12 protein-coding genes and 1 pseudogene are annotated in these 13,640 nt (G+C 68.9%); 2 read left to right on the forward strand and 11 right to left on the reverse strand.

Translation table 11 applies throughout. The features are described 5' to 3' along the window. Positions 1-10: 10 nt before the first annotated feature. From nirK to WS69_RS06200, 4 genes and pseudogenes are all read right to left on the reverse strand, one after another. Positions 11-1,568 (reverse strand): annotated as a pseudogene (gene nirK, locus WS69_RS06185) (copper-containing nitrite reductase). A gap of 450 nt (positions 1,569-2,018) precedes the next feature. Beyond that, positions 2,019-2,459, reverse strand: coding sequence for an SRPBCC family protein (locus tag WS69_RS06190; RefSeq protein WP_059469927.1), 441 nt, complete (start codon positions 2,457-2,459; stop codon positions 2,019-2,021). Between the two features lie 43 nt (positions 2,460-2,502). Beyond that, positions 2,503-3,345, reverse strand: coding sequence for a phosphoenolpyruvate hydrolase family protein (locus tag WS69_RS06195; protein ID WP_059469928.1), 843 nt, complete (start codon positions 3,343-3,345; stop codon positions 2,503-2,505). Positions 3,346-3,347: 2 nt separating this feature from the next. Continuing rightward, complete coding sequence (locus WS69_RS06200) at positions 3,348-4,565, reverse strand: Tm-1-like ATP-binding domain-containing protein (protein ID WP_059469929.1); 1,218 nt, start codon at positions 4,563-4,565, stop codon at positions 3,348-3,350. A gap of 111 nt (positions 4,566-4,676) precedes the next feature. Between WS69_RS06200 and WS69_RS06205 the strand changes: the two genes are divergently transcribed. Then, positions 4,677-5,651: a TetR/AcrR family transcriptional regulator gene (locus tag WS69_RS06205; RefSeq protein WP_059469930.1), complete on the forward strand. Its 975-nt coding sequence runs from the start codon at positions 4,677-4,679 to the stop codon at positions 5,649-5,651. A gap of 12 nt (positions 5,652-5,663) precedes the next feature. Here the strand turns inward: WS69_RS06205 and WS69_RS06210 are convergent, their stop codons facing one another. The 7 genes from WS69_RS06210 to WS69_RS06240 all read right to left on the reverse strand — a co-directional run bounded on the left by WS69_RS06210 (position 5,664) and on the right by WS69_RS06240 (position 11,948). Further along, positions 5,664-6,308 carry a LysE family translocator gene (locus tag WS69_RS06210; protein ID WP_059469931.1) on the reverse strand — a complete coding sequence of 215 codons (645 nt, stop codon included), beginning with the start codon at positions 6,306-6,308 and terminating at the stop codon, positions 5,664-5,666. A 112-nt stretch (positions 6,309-6,420) separates the two neighbouring features. After that, the gene (locus WS69_RS06215) at positions 6,421-7,083 is read right to left on the reverse strand and encodes a glutathione S-transferase family protein (RefSeq protein ID WP_059469932.1); all 663 of its coding nucleotides are present in this window, start codon (positions 7,081-7,083) and stop codon (positions 6,421-6,423) included. A gap of 164 nt (positions 7,084-7,247) precedes the next feature. Continuing rightward, complete coding sequence (locus tag WS69_RS06220; protein ID WP_059469933.1) at positions 7,248-8,150, reverse strand: DMT family transporter; 903 nt, start codon at positions 8,148-8,150, stop codon at positions 7,248-7,250. Between the two features lie 86 nt (positions 8,151-8,236). Further along, on the reverse strand, positions 8,237-8,422 hold the full coding sequence (locus tag WS69_RS06225; RefSeq protein ID WP_059469934.1) for a hypothetical protein: 186 nt from the start codon (positions 8,420-8,422) through the stop codon (positions 8,237-8,239). Positions 8,423-8,909: 487 nt separating this feature from the next. Beyond that, the gene (locus WS69_RS06230) at positions 8,910-9,941 is read right to left on the reverse strand and encodes a Zn-dependent oxidoreductase (RefSeq protein WP_059469966.1); all 1,032 of its coding nucleotides are present in this window, start codon (positions 9,939-9,941) and stop codon (positions 8,910-8,912) included. A 51-nt stretch (positions 9,942-9,992) separates the two neighbouring features. After that, the gene (gene manD, locus WS69_RS06235) at positions 9,993-11,201 is read right to left on the reverse strand and encodes a D-mannonate dehydratase ManD (RefSeq protein WP_059469935.1); all 1,209 of its coding nucleotides are present in this window, start codon (positions 11,199-11,201) and stop codon (positions 9,993-9,995) included. 21 nt (positions 11,202-11,222) lie between these two features. Further along, positions 11,223-11,948, reverse strand: a complete 726-nt coding sequence (locus tag WS69_RS06240; protein ID WP_059469936.1) for a GntR family transcriptional regulator — start codon at positions 11,946-11,948, stop codon at positions 11,223-11,225. A 174-nt stretch (positions 11,949-12,122) separates the two neighbouring features. On the opposite strand from WS69_RS06240, the gene WS69_RS06245 reads away from it, so the two are divergent. Continuing rightward, entirely contained in the window at positions 12,123-13,592 is a 1,470-nt protein-coding gene (locus WS69_RS06245) for a mannitol dehydrogenase family protein (RefSeq protein ID WP_059469937.1), read from the forward strand. Positions 13,593-13,640 lie beyond the last annotated feature (48 nt).

The raw sequence follows: 13,640 nt of genomic DNA on the forward strand, positions 1-13,640 counted from the left end.
GTGGATCGTGTCAGTGCGAAGCCTCGGCGACCGCGGGCGTCTTCGTGCGGACCTTCGCGACCTCGTCCGCGCCGACCCGGCCGCCCGGATTGCCCCAGTTGTTCAGCACGTAGGTCAGCACATTCGCGACTTCGTCGTCGGTCAGTTGCGCCATCGGCGGCATCGCCGAATCGTAATCGCGGCCGTTGACCGTCACCTTGCCGTTCAGCCCGTGCAGCAGGATGCCGATCGCGCGCTTCGGATTCGCGGCGAGGAAATCGGAGCCGGCGAGCGGCGGGAACACGCCCGGCAGGCCGGCGCCGCCGCTCTGGTGGCACACCGCAGGTGCTCGCGAACACCGCGCCGCCCGCTTTCACTTGTTCTTGCAGCGAAAGCGGCGCGGCGGGCGTCGTTGTACGCGTCCTGACGAGCGAAGCGCAGGCATTCGCGCCCGCGGCGGCCGGTGTCGCGTTCGCCGCGGGGACCGATCCGGCCGCGGCGGCCGCACGATCGCCGCTGTAGAGCGTATCGAGCTCTTTGCCCGAATAGACCGCCTTGTTGTCCGGACCGTCGACCTTGAGGATCGCGAGCGCGCCCTTGTTGAACGCGCGGAAGATCGAGTGATCGACGAACGTGTAGTTGCCAGGCACGCGCGTATGGAACTCGATCGTCGCCGCGCCGCCCGCTGGAATCAGCGTCGTCTGCACGTTGCTCTGCGTGACGTCGGAGCCGTCCGCGCGCACCTTGTCGAACACCGCGCCGATCACGTGGAAGCTCGACACGAGATTCGGTCCGCCGTTGCCGACGAACAGGCGCACCGTTTCGTCGGTGCGCGCGCGCATCGCCTTGTCGCCCGTCAGCGTGCCTTCGGCGCCATTGAAGACGACGTAGGTCGGGCGCTCGTCGATCACCTTGTCCATGTCGAGCGATTGCAGCCCCTTCTCGCGATACTTGCCGTTCGTGTAGAAGTCGCCCTGCATCACGTAATACTCGTGGTCGACCTTCGACAGCCCTTCCGGCGGCTCGACGAGAATCAGGCCGTACATCCCGTTCGCGACGTGCATGCCGACGGGCGCGGTCGCGCAGTGATACACGTAGAGCCCTTCGTTCAGCGCCTTGAACGTGAAGCGCGATTCGTGGCCCGGTGCGGTGAAGCTCGACGCCGCGCCGCCACCCGGTCCCGTCACCGCGTGCAGATCGATGTTGTGCGGCATTTTGCTGTCCGGACGATTCTTGAGATGGAATTCGACCGTGTCGCCTTGCCACACGCGGATGAAGTTGCCGGGCACAGCGCCGCCGAAGGTCCAGAACGTGTAGTTCACGCCGTCCGCGATCGGCATCACTTTCTCGACGACTTCGAGATCGACGATGACCTTCGCCGGATAGCGGCGGGTGATGGGCGGCGGCACGTTCGGCGGGCTCACGAGCGCCGCGTGGATCGGCTCGCCTTGCGGCGGACCGAAGTCGCCGGAAATCTTGCCGGTTGCCGTCGCGGCATGCGCGCTCGCGCTCGCCGCTACGACGGCGCTCAGCACGACGGACAGGAACGTGGCGCGGAGTTGGCCACGGGTCGATTGCAGGTCTTTCATGATTCGCCCCTCGCTGGCTTCGTTTCTTCCAAGCTATCGGTCGCGAGACAGGGCAGCATTGATGTTCGGCAAATGCATCTTTTTGGGCGCACGCAGGGCGGCGAATAACTTAATCCAGGTGAATTCCGGGCGGCGCAGCTGCGCCCGCGTGTCGCAAGTGTTGCGGTGTGCGAACGGATCGCGCGCTATGCGCGGCCCGTTCGCTTCCTGCGTGGGGAGGCGCCTTCATGCGCGGCGCGATTGCGAATAGAAAGTGGCCGGCCCGTCAAGGTCGGCCAAAAAGGTTCCGGCTTCATCCGAGGGCCATTGCCAGAACCCGAGAACTCGCCGGCGGGGCTGCGTTGCCGCACCGCAAGCCGGCGGTGCGACGCAGCGGCGGCAGAAGCCGCCGGCAAGCCGCGCACGACGCCCGAAACGGGCATCGGCGCGGCGAAACACATCTGCGACATGTCAGCGCGCGCGCAGCTTGTCCGAGAGCGCGCGAAATCCCGCCGCGAACACATGCTCGCTGATCGACGCCGCAATCGGCTGTAACTCGACGCCTTCGGTCGTGAAGTTCGCCCACCATTGCGCGAACGTCTTGCCCGAGTCGGTGACGGGGAAGAGCTTCACGCCCGCGACATAGTTGCGCACCGGCATCGACGTCTCGACGATCGAATACTCGAGCGCGTGACTCGGCTCGTCGAGCTTCAGCAGCTTTTCGCGAACGAAGCCGTCCTGCAGCGTCAGGTACCGGATCGCGCCCACCGTGTGCGCGTCCGGGCCCGGCTCGAGCCGGCTTTCGACGATCGCCGGATGAAACGCGGCGAGGCCGTTGAAATCGCGGAAGAACGCCCAGACGCGCTCGGTCGGCGCGTCGATGACACTGCTGGCGAAGGAGGTGTGGTTCATCGTCGTTCGGTTCCTCGTAGAGGCGCGCGCACGCGCGCGGGCATCATGACGCGACGCGCCTGTCGATCTCCTTGAAGCGCCGCGTCATGTCGGTCAATGCGGTTTCGGCCGGCAGGCGCTCCATCGAGCTCGCGCCGTAGAAACCGTGGCACTGCGGGCACTCGCGCAGGATGTACGCGGCGTCCTCGGGCGACGCGATCGGACCGCCATGGCACAGCACGATCACGTCGTCGCGCACCGATTTTGCCGCATCGGCCCAGCGGCGCACGAGCGGCACGCAGTCGGCGAGGCGGCGCGCGGTGCTCGCGCCGATCGTGCCGCCCGTCGTCAAGCCCAGGTGCGCGACGACGATGTCGGCGCCCGCTTCGGTCATTGCGATCGCATCGGCTTCGCTGAATACGTACGGCGTCGTCAGCAGTCCCTTGCCGTGCGCGAGGCGGATCATGTCGACTTCGAGCGCGTAGCCCATCCCGGTTTCTTCGAGATTCGCGCGGAAATTGCCGTCGATGAGGCCGACGGTCGGGAAGTTCTGCACCCCGGAAAATCCGAGCCGGATCAGCTCGTCGAGAAACGCGTCGAAATTGCAGAACGGATCGGTGCCGTTCACGCCCGCGAGCACGGGCGTCGACTTGACGACGGGCAACACCTCGCGCGCCATGTCGACGACGATCTCGTTCGCGTTGCCGTACGCGAGCAGCCCCGCGAGCGAGCCGCGCCCGGCCATCCGGTAGCGGCCCGAGTTGTAGATCACGATGAGGTCGATGCCGCCCGCTTCCTCGCATTTCGCGGACAGGCCCGTTCCCGCGCCGCCACCGACGATCGGCTCGCCGCGCGCGATGGTCGCGCGCAGTTTTTCGAGGATCTCGGCGCGTGTCAGTCTCTTCATCTTCAATTCCGGTGTGCTGCGTGAAGCGATAAAAAGTGTTCGACGGCGATGTCGGCGAACTGTGGGTCGTTGATGTGCGCGGGCACGCGCACGAGGCGGCGATTGTCGGTCTGGTTCACCGTCGCCTCGAGCGCGTCGAAGAGCGCCGCGTCGGCTTCCGGGCTCCAGAACGCCTGGCCCGGCGCGTCGAGCGCCGACACGCCGCCTTCGGGAATCAGGAAGCGCACGGGGCCCGCGCACGCGTTCAGCTTCGCGCCGATCCACTCGCCGATCCGGCGGTTCTCGTCCGGCGTCGTGCGCATCAGCGTGACTTGCGGGTTGTGCTTGTACAGCAGGCGGCCCGCGTAGCGGGGCGGCATCGTGTCGATATGGCCGAAGTTCACCATGTCGAGCGCGCCGCACGAGCCGACGTACGGCACGCGGCTGCGCGCGATCGCGTCGAAGCGGTCCTCGCCGCACGCGAGCACGCCGCCCATCAGCAGGTCGCAGACTTCGGTGGTGGTGAGATCGAGCACGCCGTCGAGGAGGCCGCTGTCCGCGAGCTTCTCCATCGCATGGCCGCCGTTGCCCGTCGCATGGAACACGATGCAGTCGAAGCGGGCGTCGAGCCGCGACGCGACCGCCTGGATGCACGGCGTCGTCACGCCGAACATCGTCAGCCCGAGCGCGGGCTTCAGGTCGGCGGGCAGCGGCTGCATGTCGCGCACCGCGCCCGCGATCATGTGGGCGCCGTTCGCGAGCACCTGCCGCGAGATCCGGTTGAGGCCGGCGACGTCCGTCACCGAATAGAGCATCGCGATGTCCGACGAGCCGACGTAGGCGGACACGTCGCCCGACGCCATCGTCGAGATCATCAGCTTCGGCACGCCGATCGACAGCGCCTGCATCGCCGGCGTGATGAGCGCGGTGCCGCCCGAGCCGCCGATGCCGATCAGCGCGGCGACGTCGTCGCGGCTTTTGATGTAGCGCTCGAACGCGATCGCCATCGCGGCGATCGCGCGGCCGCGGTCGCCGCAGAACACGGCGGCCGCGCCGTCCGGATGATGCGCGGCGACGGTGTCTGCGCCGATGTCGGCCCCGAGCCCCGGCGCGCGCGTAGACAGATCGACCACGACCGCCGGGAGCCCCGCGTCGGCGATCCGGTCCTTGACGAAATGCGCTTCCGCGCCTTTTGTATCAACGGTTGCCGCAACGTAGATCTGTTTACGGTGGGGTACCATTTGGTCTCCTTCGCCAATCGTTCGTTTGTCGCCCGATGTACCGCGATTCGATTCCGCGACAACTTTAACACAGGTGAGACGGCCGTCTCAGCGGTCGCCCACACAAAACACATGCCAACTACCGTATCCGCAACGGAAACGCTGTCCGAAACGCGCACGCAGACTCGCGACCTGCTGCTGCAAACCGCGCTGTCGATGCTCGAGCAAGGCTGGTTTCCGTCGATCACCGAACTCGCGAACGCGTCCGGCGTGTCGCGCGCGACCGCTTATCGCTACTTCCCGTCGCAGGCGGCGCTCGTCAGCACCGTCGTCGACGAGAGCCTCGGGCCGGTGCTGCAATGGCAGCCGACGTCGACGTCGGTCGAGGCGCGGGTCAATGAACTGCTCGATTTCGCGTATCCGCGGATGGAGCAGCACGAAGGCGCATTGCGCGCCGCGTTGCAGGTCGCGTTGCAGCAGTGGGCGAACGAGCGTGCACGGCGCGCCGAGGACGAGCCGAAATACCGGCGCGGCAACCGCAAGCGGCTCCTGTCGCTCGCGGTCGAGCCGCTGTTGCAGGCGGGCGTCGCGCCGGCGGCGGCTGCACGGCTCGCGCAATCGTTGTCGCTGCTTTACGGCACCGAGGCGATGGTCGTGCTGAAGGATTTCTGGGGGCTCGACTTCCAGCAGTTCATGAACGTCGTCAAATGGACGAGCTCCGCGCTCGTGCGCGCGACGCTCGCGGAGGCGGGCGTCGCCGGGGCGGCGGGGAGCGACGTCGGTTCGGCGGGGGGCGTGGAGGCCGCGAGCGATGCGGATACCGAGAGCAGCGCGTCGTCGGGCGGCGCGGGGGCGGCGGGGAGCGATGCTGGTTCGACGGGCGGCCCAGGTGCCGCGAGCGACGACACCGCAGCCGTGCAGAGCAGCGTCGGATCGGCGGGCGGCGCGGATGCGGCGGGGGCCGCTGGCCCGGCCGGCAGTGCCGGTGCTGCGAGTGACGCCACTGCGTCGGGCGCTGCGGATCACGCACATGACGCCGGTGGCCCGAGCGTTGCGGATGGCGCGCACGAAGCGGCTGCTCCCGGCGACGACAAGCGCGATTCCTGAACAGCCCGCGCGTCAGCGCAGCAGTTGCCGGACGCCCAGCGCGACGACGAGCCCGCCGCAGAACCGGTCGATCGCCTTGCGGCCGCGTCGATAGGCGGTCGCGACGTCCGCATGCGACAGCGCGAGCGCGACGAAGCCGTACCAGCTCGTCGCGACCGTGGCGACCATCGCGAGCATCGCCGCGAAGGTTGGCCAGCCGACATGCGCGGGCGCGGCCGATGCGAACACGGCCGCGTAGAACGCGACCGACTTGGGGTTCGCGAGATTGGTCAGCAGGCCTTGCGCAAACGCGCGGCGGGCGCCGACACGATCGCTGCCCATGTGCCGCGGCGTGCCCGGCGCTGTCGCGCGTCGAACGCCGGCGCGGCCGGCATCGCGAATCAGCCGGAAACCGAAACGGATCAGGTAGGCGGCGCCCGCGAGCTTGACCGCGACCGCGAGCCACGGAAACGCGGCGAACACGATGCCGACGCCGAGGATCGCGCACGACGCCCACATCAGATTGACGAGCACGATGCCGCCCACCATTGCGAGCGCGTCGCGCCGGGTCGCCGAGACGGCCTTGTGCGCGACCGCGACGAAGTTCGGGCCCGGGATCACGACGCCCGCGAGATACACGGAAAAGACGGCAAAGATGGCGTGCGAATCGACATGCATGCGGGGTTCCTTCGAAGCGGCGGCGTTGGATCGGCCGTTCTCGGCGGCTCGAACGATTGCGGTGATTGCAGCGAGTGCGGCAGTCGCGTGGTCGTGCACGCGGTCGTGCAAGTCATCCCGCCGCGCCAACCGGCGCATTGAGCCATTCGGTCAGCCCTTCGCGCGCGGTCAGCTCGGCGAACGACGGCCGCGCGCGCATCCGTTCGACGTAGCGCGCGAGATGCGGCCACGCGAACACCGTGCGCGGCATGTTGCGCGTCCAGCGCATCAGCACGATCGCGAGGAAGTCGGCGGTGCTCGGTGACGCGCCGCCGAGCAGATGGTTGCGGCCGTCGCGCAGCCGGCCGTCGAATTCGTCCATCGCCGCTTCGATCTGAAGGCGCGCATGCGCGCGGACCGCGTCGGCGCCGTCCGGATCGCCATCGATGTCCGCGTAGAACCAGTTGCGCATCGCCGGCAGCAGCGTGTTCGCCAGATAGATCATCAGTTCGAACCACGCGGCGCGCTCGGGCGTGCCGGGCGGCGGCGCGAAGCCGCCTTCCGGATGGCGCTCGGCGAGCAGCATCAGCAGCGCGGTCGATTCGTGGCGCGGCACGCCGTCGACGACGAGCGTCGGCACGCGGCCCGTCGGATTCAGTCGCCGATAGTCGGGCGAATGCTGCATGCCTTCGTCGATGTTGATGCAGCAGACGTCGAACGGCACGCGCAGCTCGATCAGCATCCAATGGACGGCCATGCTGGCCGCGCCCGGCGAGTAGTACAGCGTGTACGACATGGGCGGTCTCCTTGATCGGGGGGCATCGGGTTCGACGCACGGCGAGCGGTCGAGACGCTCGATGGTAGCAAGTTCGGCGATGGTGCGCCGGGGCATGCGCGCGTCGGCGGGGACGCGTGCGCCGGGACCGCCGCGGAGGCGGATTCGCGCGGGCATGCCGGCCGTCAATTACGGCGCGCGAGCGTGACGCCGGCGAGCGCGACCGCGAAGCCGGCGATCTGCGGCGGCCCGAGCGTCTCGCCGAAGAGCGCGTAGCCCTGCAGCGCGGCGAGGGGCGGCGCGAGAAACAGCAGCGACGTCGCGCGCGCCGCCTCGCCCCGGCGCAGCATCGCCATCAGCAGCATCACCGCGACGCCGGACAGCATCGCGATGCCCCACGCGAGCGAGAACCACAGCGCGGGCGCGCCGTGCCAGCGGGTTTCGCCGAGCGCGAGCGCGGCGGCGCCGGCGACGAGCGCCGCGCCGAGGTTCTGCACGGCGACGGCGGTGCGCAGGTCGGTCTGCGCGAGCGAGCTTTTCTGATAGAGCGAGCCGGCCGTGATCGACGCGACGGCGGCGACCGCGATCGCGACGACGGCCCATGCGGGCGCGCCTCCCGCCGCCGCGCGGGCGGCGGCGAGCTTCGGCGCGAGCACGAGCGCGACGCCCGCGATGCCGAGCGCCATTCCGAGCCAGCCGCGCGCCGACAGCCGCTCGCCGAAGAGCGGCGCGGCGAGCGCGGCGGTCGCGAGCGGCTGAAGCGCGCCGAGGAGCGCCATCACGCCGGCGTTGAGCCCTTGCGCGACGGCCCAATAGCTCGCGCCGAGATAGACGCCTTGCAGCAGCGCGCCGGCGAACAGATGCCGGCCCCATTCGCGCCCCGAGGGCCAACGCGCACGGACGGCGAGCGCGACGCACGTGTAGAGGAGCGCGGTGCCTACGAAGCGCGCGAGCAGGTACAGATTCGGATCGGCGTAGGGCTTGATCGCGCGCGCGACGATGAAGCCCGTGGACCACAGCGCGACGAACGCCGCGGCGACGAGGGAAGCGGAAGCAGGCATGCGAAGCGGACCGGGCGCGGCCGACATGACGGTGAAGCCGCCGAGTATCGCGCGGCGGTGCGCCGCCGTCTTGTCGAAATCTGCACTGCCCGCGGCGCGGCGCGCCGGCCGCTTCAGTCGATCGAGAACGTGTCGAGCGGCTGATTCGCGCTGGCGTCGGTCGCGAAGCGCGCGCTCAGTTGCTGATGCAGGCGGCGCGCTTCATCGAGCGTGAGATCGATCCAGTACGGATCGCCCGCGGCGTCGTTGAGCCGCTCCGGCGGAAACTGGATTTCGAGGACGGCGCCTTTGCGATACATCGATTCACCTCTGTCGGTTGGCTTGGGGTCGAGCGGCGAGTTTAGCAATGTGCGGCGGAGCCGATTGCCGTGCGACGCGAAATACTGAATTGCTCGTGGGTGAGAGGCGATCGTCGAAAGCGGGGCGATGGGCGCCGCATGTTCTCGGCGGGGCGCGTCGTCTGGAGCGCGCGGTCCGTCCAGCGGCTGGCGCGCGGTGCGCGCGGCCGCTTCCGTTCATGCGTGCATGAGATGACGCGAGGCGGGCGAGCGCGTCGCGCGCATTGCGCGCGCCCGATCCGATCTCGCGATGCGGTGCGCATCGCTTGCTTGTCATGGCGTGGCGTGGTGGAAATCCATGCCCTTGCGCAGTTGCCGATTGTCGGCGTGCAGCGCAACCGGGCGGCCGCGCCGCTCGCCAGGCGGTGGGCGCGCGGCGCCGCCGAAGCGCCGCGACCCGATTTCGACGTTCCCGCAACCGCACCCGATGCGCGGCATCGGGCGCCGTTCATTCCGCCGCGAAATCCAGCAGGATCTTGCAGCTTTCTCGCGGATTGCGTTCCGCGAGATCGAACGCCTGCGCGACGTCGCGGAAATCGACCTTGTGCGTGACGATGTGCTCCGGATGCACGAGCCCCGCGCCGATCCATTCGATGACCTGCGGAAACATCGCGCAATTGAGCCGCGACGCGCACAGCGTCAATTCCTTCTTCGTCAGCTCCGCCTGCACGATCGACGACGGCTCCGACGAGAAGCCGAGCACGCCGATCCGCGCGGCGGGCGCCGCGAGCCGCACCGCTTCCTCGAGGATCGACGGGTGGCACACCGCATCGAAGATCAGCGTCGGACCGCCGTCGACCCCGCGCCGCTGCAGCGCGTCCGGCAGCGTTTCCGTCGCGGCGTTGATCACCTCGTCGTCGGCCGCGCCGCACTTGCGGGCGAGTTCGAGGCGCTCGCCGAGGCGATCGGTGATGAACGCGCGGATTCCGTAGACGCGCTTGAGCACCTGCAGCAGCGTGAGGCCCACCGTGCCCGCGCCGTAGATCAGCGCGACGTCGGACGGCAGCACGCCGGTGCGCGCGGTCGCGTTCGCCGCGACCGCGAACGGCTCGACGATCGCCGCGCAGGTGTCGGCGATCTCGGGCGCAATCCGGTAGGCGTTCGCGGCGGGCACGCACACGTATTCGCTGAAGCCGCCGTCGCGATGCACGCCGAGCACGCTCAGGTGGCGGCACACGTTGCGCCGGCCGATCGCGCACGCGTGGCAGCGCCCGCAGCTGATGACCGGATCGACCGCGACGGTTTCGCCGACGCGCGATGCGTCGACGCCCGCGCCGACCGATTCGACGCGCCCGACGAACTCGTGCCCGATGATCCGCGGATACGAGACGAACGGGTTCTTGCCATGAAAGATGTGCAGATCGGATCCGCAGATGCCCGCATAGCGCACGCGCACGCGCAATTCGCCCGCGGCGGGCGCGGGCATCGGCATTTCGCGCACGCCCATGCTATTGGGCCGATCGACGACGACGCTCAGCATGTCCTGATTCTCCTTCGTGTTTCGTGCATTCGGGTGATCACTCATGCGTGATCACCAATTCCACATCGAGCCGTCGCGCAAGCGGGCGACGGGCAGATACGCGCGCTCGTACGGATATTTCGCGGCGAGCGCCTCGTCGATGTCGACGCCCAGGCCCGGCACGTCGTCCATCACGAGACAGCCGTCCTCGAAGCGATAATTGTGCGGGAAGACCTCGTCGGTCAGCGCGGTGTGCGGCATCAGCTCCTGAATGCCGAAATTCGGCGCCCACAGGCCGAAGTTGACGGCGGCCGCCATGCATACGGGCGACAGGTCGGTCGCGCCGTGGAAGCCGGTGCGAACCTGGTACATCGCCGCATAGTCGGCGATGCGGCGCACGTGCGTGATGCCGCCCGCGTGGACGATCGTCGCGCGGATGTAGTCGATCAGCTGGTCGCGGATCAAGTCCTTGCAGTCCCAGATCGAATTGAAGACCTCGCCGACCGCGAGCGGCGTCGTCGTATGGCCGCGGATCAGCCGGAACGCGTCCTGATTCTCGGCGGGCGTCGCGTCTTCGAGCCAGAACAGTCGATACGGCTCGAGATCGCGCCCGAGGCGCGCCGCCTCGATCGGCGTCAGCCGGTGATGCGCGTCGTGCAGCAGATGCGGCGCGTCGCCGACTGCGTCGCGCACCTTGCGGAACAGCTCCGGCGTGTGGCGCAGGTAGAGCGCGGTGTCCCACGGCTCCTCGGGCGGCAGGCCCTTCTCGGCGGGCTCGTACGCGCCCGCGGTCTTGCCGACGCCGTACACTTTCGAGAGCCCCGGCACGCCGGACTGCACGCGGATCGCGCGGTAGCCTTGCTCGATGTGCCGATGCACGGCGTCGATCGCCTCGTCATGATCGCGTCCGGTCGCGTGGCCGTACACCATCAGCCCGTCGCGGCTCCTGCCGCCGAGCAGCTGATAGACGGGCATGCCGGCGAGCTTGCCCTTGATGTCCCATAGCGCCATGTCGATCGCGGCGATCGCCGTCATCGTCACGGGCCCGCGGCGCCAGTACGCGCCGCGATACAGGTATTGCCAGATGTCCTCGATGTCGCGCGGGTCCCGGCCGACGAGGCACGGGAACACGTGGTCCTCGAGATACGCGCGCACCGCGAGCTCGCGCCCGTTGAGCGTCGCGTCGCCGAGGCCGTAGACGCCTTCGTCGGTGACGATCTTGACCGTCACGAAATTCCGGCCGGGGCAGGTGACGATGAGGTGCAGCCGTTCGATTTTCATCCGGCTTCTCCGGTGAGGGGTTCAGTCGACAAAGTAATGCGGCGCGCGGTCGCGCACCTCCGGCAGATGGGAGCTGACGCGGTCGACGTGCATCGCGACCGACGCGCCGAGCAGCGCCATGTTGCGCGACGCGATGTGCGCGAGGATCTGCTCGTGCTCGTGCAGCGCGCGGCGCGCGTGGTCCTCGACACGATCGAGCAGCAGCCAGCGCACGCGGTCGAACTGCCGCTTCATCGGCTGCAGCATTTCCCACACGTGCGGCCGGCCGGCGAATTCGAACATCCGGCCGTGCATCGTTTCGTCGAGCGCGAAGAACGTGTCGATGTCGCGCGCGGCCACTGCGTCGCGCTGCGCGTCGACGAGTCGGGCGAGCTCCGCGAGCTGCGCCGGCGTGATCTTCTGCGCGAGATCGACGTGGTTCGCGCATTCGAGCGTGCTGCGCGCGAAGCGTCCTTCCTCGAGTATCGACACTGAGATCGGCGCGACGATCGTGCCGACCTTGCGGTAGATCTGCACGAGCCGCTCGTCGGCGAGCTGCGCGAGCGCTTCGCGCACCGGCGTGCGGCTCACGTCGATCGTCGCCGAGATCACCGCCTCCGACAGTGCGGTGCGCGGCGGCAGCGCGCCGCGCACGATCGCGTTGCGCAGCAGCGCGTGCACCTGCTGCGTATACGACTTGCCGGCATCGAGCACGAAGCCGTTCAGCGCCGCGACGACGGTGTCTTCCGTGGATTCCTTGTCGTTCATCAACTGGGTCTTCATCAAGGGCCGAGACAGGGTCTCTCTCATCTGTCTACCATGGTACATCTGACGCGCCAGATAGCCGATATAGCGTTTACACCGATAAAAATAGATGTGCACTCGGAATAATCTCCCGGCAATGCATTGACTACCATGGTACAAATCGCCGATTCAATCACCATGCCGCTTCTTTCATCTGATCAATGCCGGGATCTGCCGGCCGACGTGTCCCGCCCCCGCTACGACAGGCGCGCGCTTCGCACGGGCATCGTCCATCTCGGTCTCGGCGCATTTCATCGCGCGCATCAGGCGCGCTACACCGAGACGCTGCTCGACCGCGGCGATACGCGATGGGGGATCGCCGGCGTCGAGCTGCGGCGCAGGCATGCGGTCGATCTGCTCGCCGCGCAGGATCATCTCTATTCGGTGACCGAGCGCGACGGCGACGCTGCGCGCACCCGGATCGTCGGCGCCGTGCATCGCGCGCTGTTCGCGCCGCAGGCGCTCGCGCCGCTGCTGAGCCTGATCGCCGATCCGGACGTGTCGATCGTCAGCCTGACCGTCACCGAGAAGGGCTATTACCGGAAGGCGGGCGGCGCGGATCTCGACGTCGACGATCCGGCGATCCGCCGCGACCTGCAGCAACCGGACGCGCCTTGGACGACGCTCGGCGTCCTGGCCGCGGGCATCCGGCTGCGTGCGTCCGGCGCGCCGCTGTCGGTGGTCTGCTGCGACAACATGCCGTCGAACGGCGACACGCTGCGCATGCTGGCGACGCAATACGCGGAGCAGTTCGACGGCGCGCTCGCGCGGCGCATCCGCGGCGACGTCGCGTTTCCGAACACGATGGTCGACCGGATCGTGCCGGCCGCGACGCCCGAATCGCTCGACTGGGTCGAGGCGCGCATCGGCGTGCGCGACGAGGCGGCGATCGTCTGCGAGCCGTTCGCGCAATGGGTGTTCGAGGACCGGTTCGCGGGCGCGCGGCCGCGCTGGGAGGACGCGGGCGCGCTCGTCGCGACCGACGTGCGTCCGTACGAGAAAATGAAGCTGCGCCTGCTGAACGGCGCGCACTCCGCGATCGCCTACGTCGGCCAGTTGCGCGGGCGGCACACGGTGTCCGAGGCGATGGCCGACCCGCTGATTGACGCATTCGTGCGCGGCCTGATGGCGCGCGACTTGCTCGCGACGGTCGACGTGCCTGCCGGCTACGACGCGCGCGCGTATTGCGCGTCGTTGATCGAGCGCTTTCGCAACCCGACGCTCGCGCATCGCACCGCGCAGATCGCGACGGACGGCACGCAGAAGGTGCCGCTGCGCTGGCTGCCGGCGCTCGCGGAGAGCGCGGTGGCGGGCGTCGAGCGGCCGTTTGTCGAGCGTGCGCTCGCGGCGTGGCTGCATTACGTCGAAGTCGCGCGCGACGAGGCGGGCGCGCCGCTCGCGCTCGACGATCCCGGCGCCGATGCGCTTGCTGATCGCCTTCGCGGGGCGCGGACCGCGGCCGATGCGGTGCGCGCGGCGCTGGATTCGCTCGCGTCGCGCGACGCGGCGCGATGGCCCGATGCGCTGACGGCGCGCGTCGGCACGCATCTGGCGACGCTGCGCGAACGCGGCACGGACGCGCTGCTGCGGCCGTTGCTCGACGCTTGATCGCGCGGGCCGGCTGCGGGATCGGGCGCTCGCATTCGCGTTTGCATT

This window comes from Burkholderia sp. BDU5, assembly GCF_001522845.1.
Taxonomy (GTDB): domain Bacteria; phylum Pseudomonadota; class Gammaproteobacteria; order Burkholderiales; family Burkholderiaceae; genus Burkholderia; species Burkholderia mayonis.